We start from the raw sequence: 19532 nt of genomic DNA on the forward strand, positions 1-19532 counted from the left end.
CCGGCCCATGGACCTTATTTGCTCAGGTCGATGCGGTACTTGGCAAAGCCGCTGGCGTCGAGGCCGCCTTCGGCCGCCACGTTGCTGATGCCGCTGCCTTGCGCCAGCGCCAGATGGCCCGGCGCCGAGCGCAGGATCACGGGACCGGCCGTGGCCGTCTTGACGAAGCTCCAGCTGCGCGCGCTGCCATTGGCCGCCAGCGTGACCTTGCCGCCCTTGGTGCTGAGCGACGCCAGGTAGTTGCTGACCACGGCCTGGTTCGCATCGGGCGACTTGATGATGGTCTTGCTGCCATCGATGCCAGGCACGGCGCCGCCGCCACCGGCGCGGTAGTCGTTGGTGGCGACGATGAAGTCATCGCCATCGGCCACCGCCGCACCCTTGTACGTGAGGTTGACGATGCGGCTGCCCGGCTTTTTCGTCACGTCGATCTGGTACGTCAGCGCATTGTTTTCCGCGTAGAACACGTCATAGTTATAGATCGTGCCGTACGACGGCACCAGGTCTTGCTCGGCGCTGCTGGCCGGATCGATCTGGTTGAATTGTTTGGCCGACGTTTCCAGCCACGCCTTCAAGTCCGCGCCCTTGATCTTCACGGCTTGCAGGTTGTTATTGCTATATAAATACAGGTCGCCCGGATTGCGCACTTGCAAGCCGACCGGCGCGGCCGGGGAAGCGCCAGCGGCCACGTCCGTGAAGTCCGACGGCCCGTTGCGGCCCGCCTTGAATGGCGCGCTGCAGGAAATGACGGGGATGTTCTTGTAGCTGGACAAGGTCGCATCCGTGCTGGTGGCAATGAAGTTCTTCACGTAGTCGAGCTGCGCCTGGTTCACCAGCTGGATGGCGCTCACGTCGCCCACCAGCGCAAAATAGGCGGACATCTCGAAATCCGTGCTGATGCCCAGCGGCTGCTTGGCGTAGGCGATGGTGGCTGCGTGCTCGGTGGCCACCAGCGGTGCGATGGCCGGGTCGGCTTTTACGAGGGTCTTGCCATCGGTGTACTTGAAGCCGCGCGATTCCACCGTCGTCTTGGCCGGCTGCACCACCCATTTACCGCCCTGATAAGCCATCGTCAGCTTGATGATGCCCAAGCGCCGGCCCCAGCTTTGCGCCATGACGGTGGGCACGCCGTTCACAAAGCCGTTGACGGCGTCGATCTTCGCGCTGGCGGGGAAGGCGGTAAACGAGGCGTCCAGCGCGGCCGCGCCTTCTTCCTTGCCTTTCGGGAAGATCAAGTGCGAGTGGCCGATCATCAGCGCGTCGATGCCCGTGCTGGTCAAGTGATAGCTGCCGTTTTCCATCTTCGGACTGTAGGCGCTCGTGTCCAGGCCGCCATGCGACAGGGCCACGACGAGGTCGGCGCCCTTGTTGCGCAATTCCGGCACGTATTGTTTCGCCGCTTCCTGCACGCCCGTCACGCTGACTTTGCCAGCGAGTACTTTTTGATCCCATTCGAGGATTTGCGGCGGCACAAAGCTCAGCACGCCCACATTGATTTTTACCGTCAGCTTGCTGCCATCGGGCGCCGTGGCGGCGAAATCGCGGGGCAGCAGGGTGTAGGGCTGGAAGATGGGTTTGCCGCTGGACACGCCGACGACATTGCTCAGCACGGAAGGGAAGGCTGGCGCGCCGCACGTTCCCGTCGGCTTGGCCACACCGGGAATGCCGAAATCCGTGTTGGTGATCTGGCTCAGGTAGGGCAAGCCATAGTTGAATTCATGGTTGCCCATGCCGCCCGCATCATATTTCAGCGCGTTCATGGCCTTGTGCACGGCCAGCGTGCCGGAGCAGGGCACGGGCGCCGCCACGGCTTGCAGGTCGGCCAGCAAGGTGCCCTGGATGACGTCGCCATCGTCGAGCAAGACGTTGTTCGGATTTTCCGCGCGCGCCGCCTGGATCAGGGTCGACGTGCGCTCCAGGCCCAGGCTCGTGTCTTCGGCCAGCGCATAGTAGTTATAGCTGAGGACGTTCGAGTGGATATCGGTGGTTTCCAGCAATGCCACGGTGACCGTCGTGCCTTCGGGAATGGCCGGCGCCGTATTCGAATTGCCGTTGCAAGCAACGAGACCCACGCTTGCCAGCGCCGCCAGCATGACACAATTTGTTTTCATTACCGCCCTCGGAGAGATTCAAAGGACGCGACTGTAACGCCGCCATATGACGCGGCGATGACAGCCGTGCAAGGCGCATGGATTCAGGGGTGCGCGCAGGCGGTCGCGGCCGTGGCCAGCCAGGCAGCATCGACCGGTCCCAGGCGCCGGATGCAGATCCGATGTTCAGAATTTACAATCACTGTGTACGGCAAGCCCTTGATTTGATTGCCAAAGGCGGGCAGCAAGGCGGGCGCTGCCAGGGCCTGGGGATAGCTGGCCGGGTGGCTGCGCAGGAACGCTTGCGCGGCCGCCCGCGTGTCGATGGCGATGCCGATGACGGGGAGTGTCGACTGGCCGGCGGCGTGGGCATTGAATATCGGCAACTCCTGGATGCAAGGCAGGCAGCTGCTGGCCCAGAAGTTCAGCACCACAGGCTGGCCTGGGAACTGGCCCAGGCGTATGCTGCCATCCGCATCGAGGCGGGGCAGGTCGAAGGACAGCGGTGCGGCAGCCGCATGGCCGGCCAGCAAAAGCAATAACGCCGGCCAGCGTGTCATTGCGACACCACGGAGGCATCCGTCATGCGGTAATACAGGCCCATGGGGTCGCTGGCCAGTACCTTCAGCTTGCCTTGCACGATGAAGGGCGCATAGCTGAATTTCACGGGTGTCCGGCTCTTGATTTCCACCACGCCTTCCGGACCGGCCGGCAGGCAAAAGGGACAGCTGGCCGAGGTGACGGTCAGCAGGAAGTGTTTCTGCTTCTGGCCAGGTTCCAGCGGCATCATGAAACCTTGCACTTTCACGTCGGTATTGTCGAGCGCGCTGATTTCCGGCGTGTATTTTGGCACCATGCGGCCCTTTTTCGCCTTCACCGTGGTGGCCTGGCCCAGCAGTTTCCACGAGACGACGCCGGGCAAGTCCGTCAAGGGAGCGAAGAACGACGGCGGTTCGTCGGCGGGGGCCGCTGCGGCGCTGCCGGCCAGCAGCAGTCCAGCAGCCAATAGCATGATTTTCAGCATGTTCTTTCCTTTCAGGGACGCGCCAGGGTGGCGGCGATATCGGTGCGGTAGGCGCGCGCGGCGGGAATGGCGGCGGCCAGCAAGCCCACGGCCATGGCGATGACGGGCAGCCACGCTTCGCCGGGGACAATGCGCCAGGCTTGCAGGTTCAGGTCCTGCATCGATGCCAGCCAGCCCAGCAAGCCGACGGCCGCATGGCCCAGCAGCCAGCCCAGCGCCGCGCCCGACAATGACAGCAGCAAGCCCTGCGCCAGCAGCAAGCGCAGCAGTTTGGCGGGCGAGGCGCCCAGGGTGCGCAGGATGGCCAGGTCGGTCTTGCGCTCTTCCAGCGCGCCGTACAGCGCCACGAACAGCGACAGGGCCGCCACTAGCAGTACGCCGGCGGCAATCGCCCGCAGCACATCGATGCCCACGCCCAGCAGGTTGAACAGCCGTGCCGCCTCGAAAGCGGGCTGCGCCGCCTGCAGGCGGGCCTGACTGTTCACCCAGCGGGGCAGGCTGATCGCGGCCAGGGGAGATGCGTATTGCACCAGCACGGCAGTCAGTTCGCGCTCGGGCGCGGCGGCTGGCACGGCTGGCTGCTCATCGGGGTCCGTTTCATGCACTTGCCATACGGAAGCGACGGGCGTGAGGATCAGCCGGTCCAGTACCGTGCCCGTGGGCGCCAGGATGCCCGTCACCGTGTACGGCGCGTGTTCGTGTACTTCGCCGCCCGCCGCCAGTCCGTGCGAGCCGGCAAATCTGGCGCCGAGGGTGGCGCCCGTGTCGCGCGCCGCCCTGGCGCCGAACACGGCTTGCATGGCTTGCGTAAACAGTTTTCCTTGCGCCAGGTGCGCGCCATAGTGGTCCAGCAGCGCCGTCGTGCTGCCGACGATGCGGAAACCGTGGAAGTTGTCTCCCAGCGCGAGCGGAATCGCGGATTTCACCAGCGGCTGCGCTGCCAGCGCCGCCAGCGCGCTGTCGGGAATGTTACCGGTCGGAATATCGGCGTGATACACGGACGACAGGATCAGCTGCAAGGGCGAGCCTTTCGCGCCCACCACCAGGTCGATGCCTTGCGCATCGCGTTCGGCGTGCTCTTCCAGCTGGCTCGATACGCCGAGTATGAACGTCATCATGGCGATGCCGATGGCGACCAGCAGCAGGTTCAGGCTGGACGCCAGCGGCTTGTGGCGCAGGGCGCGCCAGGCCAGGGTGGCCGCGTTCATGCCGCACCCCTGGCACGGGGCAAGCGCAGCACGAGAGCATCGGGCAGGGCGGCCAGCACCCTGGCGTCGTGGCTGGCAATCACCAGCGAGGCGCCAACTTGCGCGGCCTGGCAAGCCATCAAGGTGACGACGGCGGCGCAGGCGGCGTCGTCGAGGTTATCCGTCGGCTCGTCGGCCAGGATCAGTTGCGGGCGCATGACGACGGCGCGCGCGATGGCGGCCCGTTGCCGTTCGCCGCCGCTCAGGGCATGCGGGTAGGCATCGAGCTTGTTGGCCAGGCCCAGCTGGCCCAGCAAGCTGGCCGCGCGGGCCGGATCGGGCCGCTGGCCGCTGGCGTAGGCAGGCAGCAAGACATTGTCGAGCACGTTCAAACTGGGCACCAGCGCCAGTTGCTGGGGCAGCAAGCCGATGGCGCGGCCGCGCCAGCTGTCGCGCTGGCGTGGCGTCAGGCCGGGCAGGGACGTTCCCGCCACGTCGAGGCGACCCGCCTGCGGCGCCAGGATGCCGGCCAGCAAATGCAGCAAGGTGGATTTGCCGGAGCCGGACGGCCCCAGCAGCAGCGCGTGGCGCCCGGCGGGCAAGTGAAAGGCGGCGATATCGAGCACGGGGCATGCTGGATCATAGCCATAGGTCAGGGAGGCGAGGTGGAGCATGGAATTCTTTCGGGTGGCTAGCTGGCAAAGATTGCTGCACAAATGCAACTGAGCTGCATTATAATTCAAACGCAATAGACTTGCATTTGAAATGCAGCCTCCTTGATTGCCAACCTGATCGCCCCATCCGAAAGATACCCATGACCCAACGCAAACTCCCCGTCACCGTCCTGTCCGGCTTTCTCGGCGCCGGCAAGACCACCTTGCTTAACCACATACTGCGCAACCGCGAAGGCAAGCGCGTGGCCGTCATCGTCAACGACATGAGCGAAGTCAATATCGACGCCTCGCTGGTAAAAGACAGTGCCGCAGCGGCTGGCGCAGCCCTGTCGCGCACGGAAGAAAAACTCGTGGAAATGTCCAACGGCTGCATCTGCTGCACCCTGCGCGACGATCTGTTGCTGGAAGTGCGGCGCCTGGCCGCGGAAGACCGCTTCGACTATCTGTTGATTGAATCGACGGGCGTGGGCGAGCCGATGCCCGTGGCCGCCACCTTCGACTTCGAGGATGAGCACGGCGACAGCCTGAACGACGTGGCGCGCATCGACTGCATGGTCACCGTCGTGGACTGCGCCAACCTGCTGGCGGATTTCCATAGCGAAGACAGCCTGGAGCAGCGCGGCGAGATCGCGGGCGAGGGCGATGACCGCCAGCTGGCCAACTTGCTGACGGAACAGATCGAATTTGCCAATGTCATCGTCCTCAACAAGGTCGACATGGTCGATGCGGCCGAACGCCTGCGCGTGCTGGCCATCTTAAAAGCCCTGAATCCCGGCGCGCGCATCATCGAAACCAACCAGTCCATCGTGCCGCTGGACGCCATCTTGGGCACGAACTTGTTCGACCTGGAGCAGGCGGCCAGCATGCCGGGCTGGGCCCGGGAATTGGCCGGCAGCCACACGCCGGAGACGGAAACGTATGGCATCAGCAGCTTCGTCTACCGGGCGAAGGAGCCGTTCCACGCGCAGCGCCTGCATGACTACATTGCCCAGCCGATCAAGGGCGTGGTGCGCAGCAAGGGTTATTTCTGGCTGGCCAGCCGTCCCGAATGGGTGGCCAGCCTGTCCGGCGCGGGCAAGCTGATGAATATCGAACCCGTGGGCCTGTGGTGGGCCTCCGTGCCGAAGGAGCGCTGGCCGACGGATGCGGCCTCGCTGGCGGAAGTCAAAGCGGGCTGGAGTGAAACGTACGGCGACCGCTATCAGGAGCTGGTCTTCATCGGCCAGGACATGGACCAGGCCGCCATTGAGGCGGACTTAAAGAAATGTCAACTCAACTATACGGAAACGCGCCAGGGCATGGCCGCCTGGCGCAAGCTGCCCGACCCGTTTCCCCAATGGCAGCGCATGGAAGAACTCGAAGATTAACCATCGATAGGAAAGCAATATGACAGAACTGATCCCCGTTACCATCATCACGGGTTTTCTCGGCAGCGGGAAAACCACCTTGCTCAAACGCATATTGCAGGGCGATCACGGCGTGCGCATCGCCGTGATTGAAAACGAATTCGCCGCCGAAAGCATCGACCATGGCTTGCTGGTGCAGGACAGCGACGAGCAGATCGTGGAAGTGAACAATGGCTGCATCTGCTGCAGCGTGCGCGGCGACCTGATCCGCATTCTGGGGGAATTGCACGCCAGGCGCGCATCGGGCACCATCGCCTTCGACCACGTGATCATCGAAACGACGGGCCTGGCCGCGCCCGGCCCCGTGGCGCAAACCTTCTTTGCGGAGCCGTCCGTCAGCGAATTCTACATGCTCGACGCCATATTGACGGTGGTCGACGCGCGCCACGCGCAGCAGCAATTGACGGCGCACAAGGAAGCGCAGGAGCAGGTGGGCTTTGCCGACCGCATCCTGCTGTCGAAGACGGACCTGGTCAGCAAGGACGAGCTGGCCGCGCTGCGGCAACGGCTGATCGCCATCAATGGCCGCGCCAGCATACAGAAAGTGCGCTTTGGCAATGTGCCCCTGCGCGACATCCTGAACATCCGCGGTTTCAATTTGAACGCCATCGTCGAGCTGGAGCCGGATTTCTTGGGAGAATTGGGGCACCGCCATGGCGACGGCGTGCAATCGTTCGTCTACCATCAGTCCCAGCCCCTGGATCTGCTGCAGGTGGAAAATTTTCTCGATGCCGTGGTGCAGCTGTTCGGCACCCAGCTGATGCGCTACAAGGGCATTTTGTATGTTGCCGATCTGCCATGCCGTGCCGTATTCCAGGGCGTGCACATGCTGATGGGCTCGGAACTGGGCGCGCCGTGGCGCGACGGCGAGACGCGCGCCAGCAAGATGATTTTTATCGGCCGCGACTTGCCGCGGGATATGCTGACGCGGGGCCTGGACCGTTGCGTGGCCGGCGCCCCCAGCCCAGCGAGCATGATGGCCGAGGTGATGGCCGGGGAGGCGGCATGAGCGTGGAAGCGGGCTTGCCCGCCCTGGCGCTGATCTTTCTGCTCGGCATGCGGCATGGACTGGAACCGGACCACCTGGCCGCCGTCGATGGCCTGACCCTGCGCAGCCAGGCCGCATCGCCGCGCTGGGCGCCGTGGATGGGCGCGCTGTTTGCGCTGGGGCATGGCGTCACCGTGCTGGCCATCGTGGCCGTGGCCGCCCTGGCCTCGGCGCAGTTCACGCCATCGCCAACCGTGTTTGGCTGGCTGGAATGGCTGCCCATCGCCTTGCTGCTGCTCATCGCCGGCATGAATGCGCGCAGCTTGCTGGCCGGCGCGCAACTGGCCGAGGTGCGCGGGCGGCTGCTGCCACGCTGGCTGCGGAGCGCATCCGGGCCGCTCGCCGCCATCCTCGTCGGCATGCTGTTCGCGCTGGTCTTCGACACGGCCCTGCAGGCCGCCGCCTGGGGCTATGCGGCCGTCGCGCTGGGCGGCATGCAGCCAGCCTTGCTGACCGGCCTGGTGTTTGCCGTGGGCATGGGCGTGACGGATACCTTCGATGGCTGGGTCACGGCAAAAGTCATGCGCACCGGCCAGATTGACCTCGTGCGCGCCTTCCGGCGCCGCCTGGGCTGGCCCATCGTCGCCATCTGCGTGGCCATGGCCGCCTACATGGTTGCCGGCAAGCTCGATTCCGCCTGGTCGCTGCCGGAAAGCTGGACGGCGGCCCTCGGCGCGGCCATGGTGCTGCTGATGGCGGCCTTGTATGGCTGGACCTTGCTGGGTTTGCGCCGCGTGCGTGCCTGAGGCGGGGGCGTGGGTATAATGGAAAAAAACTGCCGGATTCCACCATGCCCGCACCTGAAATCGTCATTCGCCTGCTGACGCCGGCCGACACCGCCGCCTTTTGCGCGCTGCGCCTGCGCGCCATTCTCGATTCGCCCAGCTCGTTTTCCTCGTCGCGCGAGGATGAGCTGGCGCGCACGCCTGAAGAACATGTGCAGCGCATCGCCGGCGGCCCGCTGCACCGGGCGTTTGGCGCCTTCGATGGCGAACGCCTGGTCGGCTTTGCCGGCTTGCGGCGCGAATCCATGCGGCAACTGTCGCACAAGGCCTTGCTATGGGGCGTGTTCGTCGATGTGGCGCAGCGGGGCAAGGGCGTGGCGCGGCGTCTCGTGAACGCCTGCATCGAGCAGGCCGAGACGGATCCTGCCGTCATGCAAGTGCACTTGAGCGTGAATGCGGAAAACAATGCCGCCTTGCGCCTGTATGAATCGCTGGGATTTATCGCGTATGGCACGGAACCGCGCTCGATGCGCGTGGGCGACTTGTTTTACGACGAGCATCACCTGGCTTTATTGATCAGGTAATACTGCTGCCGCTTACTTGCAGCGCGGGCACAGCCCCTTGATCAGGTAATCGACTTCGCCGCCGCTGAAACCTTCTGGCAACAGCACGGGCGGGGGCAGCTTGACTTCATTGAAGCAGGTGACGTTCGCGCATTTGGTGCACTGGAAGTGCGCGTGCTCGTGCGCCTGGTGGCCTGCGCCCGCGCTGAAGCGCCACACCTGGTCGGCACCGGCGATGCGGTGCACCAGTTCATTTTCCGTCAGCCATTCCAGTACCCGGTACAGGGTGACGGAATCGATATCGCTGTCCTGCGACAGCGCCTGCTGGATTTCGTGGTGGGTCAGCGAACGGCTTTGCGCCATTAAAAAGTCGAGCACCTTCACGCGCGTCTTGGTGACGCGGGCGTTGGTGTTGCGGATCAGCGATTCGGCTTGCGGTGTAGAAGATGATGTCAACATGATAGGCCTGCTTGCGGGGGATCGGCTGGCGGCGTCATCGCCGTGCCTTTGCCACCCTCTGGGCCGTATCTTAGCATGCGTGCCGCACTGGATGGAACGGCGTCATGGTTTGAACGTCCAATAGCGGCCGGCCACCGTATCGACGGGGTCGAGAAAGCGCTGGTCGGCGCGCGCATGGTTGCGTATCAGATAGAACATGTCGGACAGGGCGGAGCGCTTTTCCGCGAAATACGCGTGTTTCATGAAGCTCGTGTCGACCCCGCTGGCATCGATGGTTTCCACGCCCGCCACGATCAGCATGCCGGCGCCGCTGTCGCCCGCCCGCCGGTAGCCGTGCACGGCTTTCGAAGCGGCCAGGGCCAGGTCTTGCGACGAGGCATACAAGGTGACGGGGTTGCGCGCGGCGGCCAGTTTCGGCGCGATATCGTGCTTGAAGATGGCGGCGTCGATATCGGGCGCGGACAAGATGATTTCCGTAATCTTTTGCGCCAGCTGCGGCTGCGCGGCCAGCAAGTCGGCCACGGCGCGCGCCAGGCCGCGGCTGCCCATGCTGTGTCCGACCAAATACACTTGCGCCGCCTCCGTGCTGGCGAGAAAGTCGGCCAGGAAGCTGGTGAGGTGAGGCGTGCTCCACTCGATATTGTTTTCATCGATGGTGTAGCCGGCCACCTCGCCGCGCGACGGCCAGCTGTAGAACACGGGCGCGCCGTCAAAGCCCAGGTCGTAGGCCATCTGTCCCGTGCGCCGCGCCGCATCCTCGAAACTCACGTTATAGCCATGCACGAAGATAAAGGCGCTCTTGCCGGCCGAGGCGCGGATCTGGGTCTTCAAGGCGGCAAAGAAGTTGTCGCGGTCTTGCACCTCGGCCGACAGCAGCACCACGTGCTTGGCCGGGTCGTCGCGAAACTCCAGGCGCCACAGCGACGGCGATTCCAGCTGGCCCATGCGATGGTCGCGGGGGATGCTGATGTCGCAGCTGCCATAGCTGAGCGGGCCATTGCCGCCCATGATGTTGCGTTCGCCGCTGAAGCGCTGGGCCGGCGGCTTGCCCACGTCGCGCTGGCGGTCCGTGGCGAAATACACCTTTAGCACCGCATAATTCGAGATGACGGCGGTTTTATCGGCCGGGTCGGGCACTGCTTCCACGTCGGGAACCTGAGGGAAGGGCCGCTGCAGAGAGTCGAGCAAGCCTTGCGCGGCAAACAGGGTTTCCATGTCATCGGGCACTTTCGCGCTGGACAGGGCGGCCGACAGGGCCAGTTGCAGCCGGGTATCGGCAGGGTCGGCTTCCAGCGCGGCGATGGCGGCGAGGATGGCGGCGGCGCTGTCGAACTTGGCGATGGCCTGCTTGAGCCGCGCATAGTGGCTGGCGATGGCTTCGGGAGCGTGGCCGGGCGCGCCATGCCCGATGGCTGCCACGACAGCGGAAGTGATCAAGTCCATGCGCCACCTGCCTTTCAGGTCAATCTGGATCGAATGTCAATCCATATTGCCATAAAAGCACGCGAAAAGCGATTTGTCCAGCGCCCCATGCAGCGGGCGCGGCTACGGTCAATGCTGCTTGTCGTCGCTAAACTGCTGCGCCAGCGACTGCAGGGGCGCTACCGTCAGGCCGCCGCGGCTCACGTGTTCGGGGATGGCCACGCGCACTGGCTTGCTGTGCATGTTGGTGGACGACAGCACATTCGTGGTGGTCTCCGGCGCCGCATTCCACACTGGGTCGACGATGCCTTCGAACACATGTTTCAATTGCTCGCCCCAGGTGTCGCGGATCATGCGGAAATACTGGTTCTTTTCATCGATGGTGACAAAGCGCGTGACGGCCAGGCTGCCCGTCTCGTAGACGAGCAGATCAAGGGGCAAGCCGACGGAAATGTTCGAGCGCAAGGTCGAATCCATGGAAATGAGGGCGCACTTGGCCGCCTCGTCCAGGCGCGTGAACGGGTTGATGACCCGATCGATGATGGGCTTGCCGTATTTCGCTTCGCCGATCTGGAAATACGTGTTTTCATCGTGCGATTCGATGAAATTGCCGGCCGAATACACCTGGAACAGCCGGCAGCGCTCGGCGCCGATCTGGCCGCCTAAAATGATGCTGACATTGAAATCGATGCCGCAGTCGGCCAGGGCCTTCGCTTCGCGCAGGTGCACGGTGCGCACGGCTTCGCCCACGATGCGCGCCGCATCGTACATGCTGGCCACGTTCCAGATGCTGCGTCCGTCCGCATCGACGTGTTCGGAAACGATCTGGCGGATCGCCTGCGAGATCGACAGGTTGCCGGCCGTCATCAGGACCAGCATGCGGTCGCCCGGGTTTTCGAACACGCTCATCTTGCGGAAGGTGCCCACCTGGTCCACGCCGGCGTTGGTGCGGGAGTCGGACAGGAAGACCAGGCCTTCGTTCAGGCGCATGCCTATGCAATAAGTCATCGTCGTAAATCAAGTCAAAAGGGGTAGCATTCTACACCAGCCGGGCCTGGCAACCAGCTTGCAAGGCCCGGCCAGCCTCATTCCTGCCGTTTACACAGGCACGATCTGCACATCGACCCGTAATGTTTCTGTGCCGCCACCCTGGCGCACGCCGCGCACGGGGGCCGCCGAATCGTAGTCGCGTCCGATGGCCAGGCGGCAATACGCATCTGTCATCAGGCGCGCATGCGTGACATCGATGCTGACCCAGCCCGCGAAATCCGTGTCTTCCGTCCAGGCGTCGACCCAGGCATGGCTGGCCGCGTGGCCCGTCGTGCCCGGATCGATATAGCCGGATACATAGCGGGCCGGGATACCCCAGGCGTGGCAGCAGGCGAGGAACAGATGGGCGTGGTCCTGGCACACGCCGCGTCCCAGCGCCAGCGCGTCGCCGGCCGTGGTGGTGACCATGGTGGCGCCGCTTTCATAGGCCACCTTGCCGACGATGTGCTCGGCCAGGCGCAGCAAGTGGCCCGTGACCGCCGTCACGCGCCGGTCCGGCAGGCTGGCGGCGCTCAGCTCGAGGATGGCGGGATTGGCCTGCGTCAGCGGTGTCGGCATGGTAAACAGCAGCGGCGACAAGGTATCGACCAGGTTCAGCCGTCCCTTGTGCGGGTAGATGGTTTCCACCACGCCATGCGCCACCAGGCTCAGGGAGTGATGGCTGCCGTTGATCGTCAGCATGTGCGACAGATTGCCGTAGGCATCCGTGTAGGCGTGGCACTGGCCCGGCGTCGTGATTTGCCAGGACAGGGCCCGCTGCTGCGGCTCGATACGCGGCGTCAGGTGCAGCTGCTGGATGGTGTAGGCCAGCGGCGCACTGTAGGCGTAATGGGTTTCGTGGCGGATGGTGAGCTGCATCAGGCCGCCAAGGGAACGAGGAAATCGCGGCTGACCCGGTTGCCCAGGTCATAGATGTTTTCCAGAAATTCCGTCAATGTATGGTGCAAGCCCGCCTTCATGATGTCGTCGATATGGCCGAATTTCAGCTCCGCGTGCAGTTTGCCAGCGAAACGCTCCGTATCGGCGGACACATCGTTGCGGATATGCTTGAGGTTTTCCACCACGTCATCCATGCAGGCCAAAAGCGACCTGGGCATGTCGCCGCGCAGCATCAGCAATTCCGCCACCCGCGCCGGGGTGATGACGTCGCGGTACACCTTGCGGTAGATTTCAAAGCCGGACACGGAGCGCAGCAGGGCCGCCCAGTAGTAAAAATCGCGCTGCGTGATGTCCTTCGACGTGTCGCGCGCGCCGTGGAACTTCACGTCGAGGATGCGCGCCGTGTTGTCGGCCCGCTCGAGGAAAGTGCCCAGGCGGATGAAATGGATGGCTTCGTCCTTGAGCATGGTGCCCAGGGTCACGCCGCGCGACAGGTGCGAGCGGTATTTGACCCATTCGAAGAACTGGCTGGGGTCCGTTTCCAGCAGATTGCTTTTCAGGCGCTTCTGCATGTCGAGCCAGGTGGCGTTCTGGATTTCCCACACTTCCGTCGTCAGCGTGCCCCGCACGGCGCGGGCGTTTTCGCGCGCGCCCGTCAGGCAGGCGAGGATGGACGAGGGGTTGTTCGGATCGCGCACCATGAAGTCGAGCACGTCGCGCGTGTGGAAGCGGCCATATTTGTGGTCGTACGCGCTTTGCAGCTCGGAAATACCCAAGGTGGCGCGCCAGCCCTGTTCCGCATCCTGCTCGGATTGGGGCAGCATCGATGTTTGCATGTTGACGTCGAGCATGCGCGCCGTGTTTTCCGCCCGCTCCGTGTAGCGGGCCATCCAGAACAAATGATCGGCGGTGCGGCTCAGCATGCTTTTTCTCCTGCAAACACGGATGTTGGTTCCAATACCCAGGTATCCTTGGTGCCGCCCCCTTGCGAGGAGTTGACCACCAGCGAGCCTTCGCCCAGCGCCACGCGGGTCAGGCCGCCGGGCACCATGGAAATCGTCTTGCCGGACAGCACGAACGGGCGCAAATCGATGTGGCGCGGCGCAATACCGGCCTCGACATACGTGGGGCAGGCGGACAGGGCGAGCGTGGGCTGGGCGATGTAGCCGCCCGGATTGGCCAGCAGGCGCTGGCGGAAATCCTCGATCTGCGCCAGGCTGGACGCTGGCCCCACCAGCATGCCGTAGCCGCCCGCGCCATGCACTTCCTTGACGACGAGTTTCGCCAGGTTCGCCAGCACGTACGACAAATCGGCGCTCTTGCGGCACTGATACGTCGGCACGTTGTTGAGGATCGGCTCCTGCGACAGATAAAACTTGATCATGTCGGGTACGAACGGGTAGATCGACTTGTCGTCGGCAACGCCCGTGCCGATGGCGTTCGCCAGCGTTACCCGCCCGGCGCGGTAGACGGACAGCAGGCCCGGCACGCCCAGCGACGAGTCCGAGCGGAAGGCCAGCGGATCGAGGAAATCGTCGTCCACCCGGCGGTAGATCACGTCGACGCGCTTGGGCCCGCGCGTGGTGCGCATGTACACCGAGTTGTCGTTGACAAACAGATCCTTGCCTTCGACCAGTTCCACGCCCATCTGCTGGGCCAAAAACGCGTGCTCGAAGTAGGCGGAGTTGTACATGCCGGGCGTCATGACGACGACCGTCGGGTCATCGACGCCCATCGGCGCGACGGAGCGCAGGTTGTCGAGCAGCATGTCCGGGTAATGGTCGACGGGGGCGATGCGGTTGCGGGCGAACAGTTCCGGGAACAAGCGCATCATCATCTTGCGGTCTTCCAGCATGTAGGACACGCCGGACGGCACCCGCAGATTGTCTTCCAGCACATAGAATTCGCCCTGGCCGGCGCGCACGATGTCGACGCCGGCGATGTGGGCGTAAATGTCGGAGGCGACGGAAATACCCTGCATTTCCGGGCGGTACTGGGCATTCTTGTAGATTTGCTCGGCGGGAATGATGCCCGCCTTGATGATGTTTTGCTCATGATAAATATCATGGATAAACATGTTCAAGGCTTGCACGCGCTGTACCAGGCCCGTCTGCATCTGCGCCCATTCCGTGGCGGGGATGATGCGCGGGATGGTGTCGAACGGAATCAGGCGTTCCGTGCCGGCATCGTCGCCATACACGGCGAACGTGATGCCGACCCGGCGGAACGTCAGGTCGGCTTCGGCCCGCTTGCGGGCGATGGTCTCGGGGGATTGCTGCTCCAGCCAGTTGCTGAATTCACGATAGTGTTCACGTACCTTGCTGTCCGTCCCCACTTCATTTGCAGTCATTTCATTGAAAAAATTTGCCATGTTGTGATTTCCCTTGAGCCGTGTCTATGCATAGCTCAGCAGGAAGCGTGCCAACAAGGCGGGCGTGAACAGGTGTAAATATGACCACTTTTGTGGCGTCGCGCCATTGTTTGCACCAATTCGGTGCGCTAGGCGTCACTCTTGGGGACGTCGGCGGGTTGGACAAAGGGGCGGCAATCGACGGGCACGTCGAAGATGAAACTGGTGCCTGTCTCGGCCGCGCTGTCGACGGCGATGCTGCCGCCGTGGCTTTCCGCGACGCTCTGCACGAAGGGCAGGCCGATACCCCATCCTGGCGCGGGGCTGTCGTTTTCGCGGCGCAGGTAGTCAAAGATGCGTTCGGCCTGTTCCGGCGCGATGGGCCGCCCGCTATTGTGGACGGTGACGATCAGGCGTTCGTGGACCGCTTCCACGTGCACGCTGATGGGCGCGTCGTCGCCATACTTGAGCGCATTGCCGAGCAGGTTTTCCAGCGCGCGCCGCAGCGAGTTCTCGCACCACCAGCCGATGACGGATTGCCCGCTGACCTGGCATTTGCCCGGTCGCTGCAAGTTGACCTGGCTGGCCACGGCGTGCACCAGCGGCAGCACGTCGAACTGGCTCAGCACCAGTGGCAACTGCTGGCCCTGGTGGTAGCTGAGGCCATCGAGCAATTCCTCGATCATGCTGTCGAGCCGCTTGCTGTGCTCGACAATCTTGTGCGCCAGCAATGTCACCCGTTCCGGGTCGGCTGGCCTGAGCAGCAGCTGGGCGCTGGTGCTGATCACGGCCAGGGGATTGCGCATGTCGTGCGACAGGCCGGCCGCGATACGGCGCCGGAAGCCTTCATGCATGCTGGTAAATTCGCGTATCGATTCGCGGATGCCCGAGTCGATCGACACATTGATCACCTGCCAATCCTTGCTGCGCAGGGTGATGCCGGACTCATGCGCGGTGGCGGCGAAGCAGTCGCGGAAGATCTGGTATTCCTGGATCACCTGCTCCGGGCCGTAATTGGTCATGCGCGCCCGTTCATTGCCATGCACGGCGGGCACGTTGCTGTTGCTGGCGGCGTTTTCGCGCGGGTGGCCCGGGGTGAGGGCTTCGGCCAGGTTGTCGAAAAAGGCGGGCAAGGTATTGATGAGTATGGGCGTGAGCAACTGGTCGGCGCCGCGCACCTTGGCGCGCACGCGCTGTTCCCAGGCGCTGAGGACGGCGTCGCGCATGGCAAAGATGCGCTGCGCGCGCTGCAATGGCTGGCGTGCGCTGGCCTGGCGACCCGCGTGATGATCCGTGGCAATACTCACCTGGACTCCTGACTGCAATGACTATGCTTGCGATAGTATGCGCCAATTCAGCCGCCGGGGAAACGCCTTATTGTCCAGTATCGGCCTGCCGCAGGGCCGCATCGAGGCGGGAAAGCGAGGCAGACCATTCGGCCAGCGAAAAGTTCTGTGGATCATCATGACCATTCGCAAACCCTGTATCGATGACGGCATGGAAGGCGGGGATCAGCCATGTGCCCCTGCGCACGCTGGCGGCGATATACAGCAGGGCAAGCCGCTCGTATTGCGCAGGCGTAAAGCCGGGATCGGGCGCCAGGCCATCGTTGCCCTTGCCGCCGCCGGGCACGGAGTTGCGCGGCTGCACCAGTTCCACGTGCAGGAACAGGCCCGCCAGCGACGGCTTGTCCTTTTCCAGCTTGCTGGCGTAGCTGGCCGTGCCAAAGTCGCGCACCTGCAAGGAGCCGCCCAGGCGGTTCACGTAGACATGGCCTTTCGGACCGCCGCCCAGCGCCGGATTGCGCAAGCTGAAGTCGTTGAAGTCCCAGCTGGCATCGTTGATGTGGCCGGGAATGGCGTCAAGCAGGAAATTCGGGTAGCTGGTGTCGTGGATGACGAAATAGCGGGCCATGGGCGCGGCCAGCCGGCCCACGGCGCGCGACAGGGGCGCGTCGACGGCGCCGCCCACGCCCGCCTCGGCGATGCCTTGTTCCGCCAGCCAGGCGCGCAAGCGGGCCGGAGCGATGCCCGTGCGCTGGCCGATGCGGGCGGCAAGGAAGTCCGGCAGCGGCGCACTCTCGCCCAGGCGCGCATACAGTTTGACGGGGCGCAGCAAACACGTGGCTTGCGCCAGCGCATCGCCCTTGAAGCCGCTTTTCCAGGCGGCGTACGGGCAGGCGGCTTGCTTTTGGGCCGCGGCAGGCAGGGATAGGCAGAGCAGGAGCAGCAGGGCAGGGAATCGTTTCATGCGGCATTGTCGCCGAAGCGCGGCTTGCGGCACAGGCGCGCACGCGGAAAAAAAGCTGCCCGAGGGCAGCTTTTCGAAGTAGGACAGGGGCGCGGCCTTTAAAATGCCACGCTGGCCGATACGACCACGGTGCGCGGCGCGGCCAGGACCAGCGAGCCGATGTTGAAGGACGACACAGCCGAGGACCAGTAATTGCGGTCCGTCACGTTGTCCACGCGGGCGCGCAAGGTCACGTCACGGCCCGCCACTTGCGTCAGGTAGCGCGCGCCGATGTCGAGGCGGGTCCACGATGGCAGTTGCTTGGTGTTGGCCTGGTCCGCATACTGCGTCGAGGTGTAGATGGTGCGGGCGTTCAGGGTCAGGCCTGGCGCGCCCGGCACGTCCCATTCGCCGCCCACGCTCATCTGCGTTTCCGGTGCGCCGATGGGTTTCTTGCCATTATTCGCGGCCACATCGGTATTGCTGAGCTTTGCATCGAGCCAGGTCAAGCCGCCCAGCAGGCGCACGCCTTGCATCGGCGTGCCGAAAATCGACAGTTCCAGGCCACGGTTGCGCTGCTCGCCATCAAGTTCGGCCCGCTTGCCGACCACGGCCAGCAAAGGCTTGCTTGTCGTGAACAGGGCGGCGCTCATGCCCAGCTTGCCGCCGTCATACTTGACGCCGATTTCCTTTTGCTTCGATTTGTACGGCGCAAACACGTCGCCCATGTTGTCGACGTTGAGCTGCTGGCCGTTTTCCACGTACGTTCCCGTGGCCGCTGGGCCCTTGACCAGTGCTTCGATGTAGTTGGCGTACAGCGACACGTTCTGGTTCGCCTTGAAGACGATGCCAGCCACGGGCGTCGTGGCGCTCTCGTCATAGGCCTTGCCTTGCAGCACCGAGGTGTTGTAGTCGTAGCCGGCATCCTTGATCTGCTGGCGGCGCAAGCCCACGGTCAGCAGCAGCTTGTCGTCCAGGAAGGCCATGGTGTCGGCCAGGGCATAGCTGTTGAGGATGGTTTTCTGGGTGATGCGCGGGTCGCTCATGATGCCGCCCGTGTAGGGCGTTGGCGGCGGGGTCACGCTGATTGGCGCGTAAATGTTGGTGGCAAACTTGTCGCCGATCGCATAGGCGTTCTTCGCTTCATTCCAGTGCCCGGACCAGCTGGCCACCAGGGTGTGCTTGACGGCGCCCGTAACGAGCTTGCCGCGAATGCCCAGTTCGCCCGTGCGGATTTCCTGCTTGCGGGCATTGTCGAAGCGCGACACCGTGGCGTCGCCATTGATCGAGGTCAACGACGGCTCGGCCAGGCTGTTGGCTTCCCTGGTCGAACGGGAGCCAAATGCGGCCCAGGCCACGACATCCTTGGCCAGGTCCACTTCGGCGCGCGCCGTGCCGAACACATCGTGTTCCTTTGAATAGCTCCATGGCTGGGCAAAGTTCTTCGAGGCATCGGGTGCGGATGGCAGCACGGCCACGCTGCCAATGGCGACGGACGGGCGCGGCGATGTCAGGTTGAAATTCTGGTAACCGGCATCGGCCGACAGGCGATAGCCGCGACCGCGATAATCGAGGCCCAGCGAGAACATGCCCACGTCGTGGTCTTCGCGCTTGATGCTGGTCTCGCCCTGGCGCTTGGCGGCGTTGACGCGCACGCCGAATTCCTGATTCGCGCCAAAGCGGCGCGCCACGTCGATGGCCGCATAGGCGTGGCCACCCGATTCCACGCCCACCGTCAATTCCGTCAGCGGCGTGTTTCCGGCGCGCTTGGGCATCAGGTTGATGGCGCCGCCGATGCCGCTGCCGCCAGGCGCCGCGCCGTTCAGGAAGGCGCTGGCGCCCCGGAACACTTCCACGCGCTCGAGCAGTTCCGGCGACACATATTGACGGGGCAGCACGCCGTACAGGCCGTTATACGCCACATCGTCCGAATCGAGGGCGAAGCCGCGGATCACATACACTTCCTGGAAATTGCCATAGCCGCGCGACATGCGCACGGCCGGATCGCTCTGCAGCAGATCGCCCACGCTGCGCGCTTGTTGGTCGGCAATGAATTGCTGCGTGTAACTGGTGCCGCCGAATGGCGAATCCATCATGTCCACGGCACCAAGAATGCCCATGCGCCCGCCGCGCGCCACCTGGCCGCCCGCATACGCCTTCGACAAGCCTTCCGCCGACGCATCGGCGGACGCATTGACCACCACCGTCGGCATGCTTTGCGCGTCGCCGGCCGTCATGGCGGGAGCGGTTTGGGCTTGGGCGGCGGCGCTGGCCAGCAGGAAAGCGGCCAGGGCGAACGGGGTAGGGACGAGGTGGAAGGTGCGCATGGTGTTGTTTGGATATTAATGAGAATGATTATCATTATATTCCAGCGTGGCGCGCTGCGTGGAAAAGTGTGAGAAAGTGATAAAAAAGTCGCCATTTAT

18 protein-coding genes are annotated in these 19532 nt (G+C 63.9%); 4 read left to right on the top strand and 14 right to left on the bottom strand.

Going from position 1 to position 19532, the window contains the following annotated elements; translation table 11 throughout:
* Window positions 1-14: 14 nt before the first annotated feature.
* The 5 genes from CSQ91_RS06475 to CSQ91_RS06495 all read right to left on the bottom strand — a co-directional run bounded on the left by CSQ91_RS06475 (window position 15) and on the right by CSQ91_RS06495 (window position 4975).
* On the bottom strand, window positions 15-2111 hold the full coding sequence (locus CSQ91_RS06475) for a bifunctional 2',3'-cyclic-nucleotide 2'-phosphodiesterase/3'-nucleotidase (protein ID WP_099387733.1): 2097 nt from the start codon (window positions 2109-2111) through the stop codon (window positions 15-17).
* 83 nt (window positions 2112-2194) lie between these two features.
* Entirely contained in the window at window positions 2195-2650 is a 456-nt protein-coding gene (locus CSQ91_RS06480; RefSeq protein ID WP_099387734.1) for a TlpA family protein disulfide reductase, read from the bottom strand.
* Complete coding sequence (locus CSQ91_RS06485) at window positions 2647-3114, bottom strand: DUF3299 domain-containing protein (RefSeq protein WP_099387735.1); 468 nt, start codon at window positions 3112-3114, stop codon at window positions 2647-2649. Before CSQ91_RS06485 ends, CSQ91_RS06480 begins: the two co-directional genes overlap by 4 nt.
* A gap of 11 nt (window positions 3115-3125) precedes the next feature.
* The gene (locus tag CSQ91_RS06490) at window positions 3126-4322 is read right to left on the bottom strand and encodes an FtsX-like permease family protein (RefSeq protein ID WP_099387736.1); all 1197 of its coding nucleotides are present in this window, start codon (window positions 4320-4322) and stop codon (window positions 3126-3128) included.
* Window positions 4319-4975, bottom strand: coding sequence for an ABC transporter ATP-binding protein (locus CSQ91_RS06495; RefSeq protein WP_099387737.1), 657 nt, complete (start codon window positions 4973-4975; stop codon window positions 4319-4321). Before CSQ91_RS06495 ends, CSQ91_RS06490 begins: the two co-directional genes overlap by 4 nt.
* A 140-nt stretch (window positions 4976-5115) precedes the next feature.
* Here CSQ91_RS06495 and zigA point away from each other — a divergent pair, with 140 nt between their 5' ends.
* The 4 genes from zigA to CSQ91_RS06515 are packed head-to-tail and all read left to right on the top strand — an operon-like array spanning window position 5116 to window position 8738.
* Window positions 5116-6342: a zinc metallochaperone GTPase ZigA gene (gene zigA / locus CSQ91_RS06500; RefSeq protein WP_099387738.1), complete on the top strand. Its 1227-nt coding sequence runs from the start codon at window positions 5116-5118 to the stop codon at window positions 6340-6342.
* Window positions 6343-6361: 19 nt separating this feature from the next.
* Window positions 6362-7390 carry a CobW family GTP-binding protein gene (locus tag CSQ91_RS06505; RefSeq protein WP_099387739.1) on the top strand — a complete coding sequence of 343 codons (1029 nt, stop codon included), beginning with the start codon at window positions 6362-6364 and terminating at the stop codon, window positions 7388-7390.
* A complete protein-coding gene (locus tag CSQ91_RS06510) occupies window positions 7387-8175 on the top strand; it encodes a HoxN/HupN/NixA family nickel/cobalt transporter (protein ID WP_099387740.1) in 789 nt (262 codons plus the stop codon). The genes CSQ91_RS06505 and CSQ91_RS06510 overlap by 4 nt, the downstream gene beginning before the upstream one ends.
* A gap of 44 nt (window positions 8176-8219) precedes the next feature.
* Window positions 8220-8738: a GNAT family N-acetyltransferase gene (locus tag CSQ91_RS06515; RefSeq protein WP_092604874.1), complete on the top strand. Its 519-nt coding sequence runs from the start codon at window positions 8220-8222 to the stop codon at window positions 8736-8738.
* Between the two features lie 12 nt (window positions 8739-8750).
* Here the strand turns inward: CSQ91_RS06515 and CSQ91_RS06520 are convergent, their stop codons facing one another.
* The 9 genes from CSQ91_RS06520 to CSQ91_RS06560 form a co-directional block, all read right to left on the bottom strand.
* Window positions 8751-9176: a Fur family transcriptional regulator gene (locus tag CSQ91_RS06520; RefSeq protein ID WP_034787417.1), complete on the bottom strand. Its 426-nt coding sequence runs from the start codon at window positions 9174-9176 to the stop codon at window positions 8751-8753.
* A 102-nt stretch (window positions 9177-9278) separates the two neighbouring features.
* Entirely contained in the window at window positions 9279-10619 is a 1341-nt protein-coding gene (locus tag CSQ91_RS06525) for an alpha/beta hydrolase (RefSeq protein ID WP_099387741.1), read from the bottom strand.
* Window positions 10620-10727: 108 nt separating this feature from the next.
* Window positions 10728-11606: a peptidase gene (locus CSQ91_RS06530; RefSeq protein WP_034787421.1), complete on the bottom strand. Its 879-nt coding sequence runs from the start codon at window positions 11604-11606 to the stop codon at window positions 10728-10730.
* Window positions 11607-11696: 90 nt separating this feature from the next.
* On the bottom strand, window positions 11697-12506 hold the full coding sequence (locus CSQ91_RS06535; protein WP_099387742.1) for a transglutaminase family protein: 810 nt from the start codon (window positions 12504-12506) through the stop codon (window positions 11697-11699).
* Window positions 12506-13450, bottom strand: coding sequence for an alpha-E domain-containing protein (locus CSQ91_RS06540; RefSeq protein WP_034787425.1), 945 nt, complete (start codon window positions 13448-13450; stop codon window positions 12506-12508). The genes CSQ91_RS06535 and CSQ91_RS06540 overlap by 1 nt, the downstream gene beginning before the upstream one ends.
* Window positions 13444-14898 (bottom strand): circularly permuted type 2 ATP-grasp protein, encoded by a 1455-nt coding sequence (locus tag CSQ91_RS06545; RefSeq protein ID WP_052140579.1) that lies wholly within the window; start codon window positions 14896-14898, stop codon window positions 13444-13446. Before CSQ91_RS06545 ends, CSQ91_RS06540 begins: the two co-directional genes overlap by 7 nt.
* 128 nt (window positions 14899-15026) lie before the next feature.
* Entirely contained in the window at window positions 15027-16184 is a 1158-nt protein-coding gene (locus tag CSQ91_RS06550) for a sensor histidine kinase (RefSeq protein WP_143450960.1), read from the bottom strand.
* A gap of 67 nt (window positions 16185-16251) precedes the next feature.
* Window positions 16252-17127 (bottom strand): hypothetical protein, encoded by an 876-nt coding sequence (locus CSQ91_RS06555; RefSeq protein WP_099387744.1) that lies wholly within the window; start codon window positions 17125-17127, stop codon window positions 16252-16254.
* 98 nt (window positions 17128-17225) lie between these two features.
* Complete coding sequence (locus CSQ91_RS06560; protein WP_099387745.1) at window positions 17226-19433, bottom strand: TonB-dependent receptor; 2208 nt, start codon at window positions 19431-19433, stop codon at window positions 17226-17228.
* Window positions 19434-19532 lie beyond the last annotated feature (99 nt).

The organism is Janthinobacterium sp. BJB301 (assembly GCF_002735685.1).
Classification (GTDB): Bacteria; Pseudomonadota; Gammaproteobacteria; order Burkholderiales; family Burkholderiaceae_D; genus Janthinobacterium; species Janthinobacterium lividum.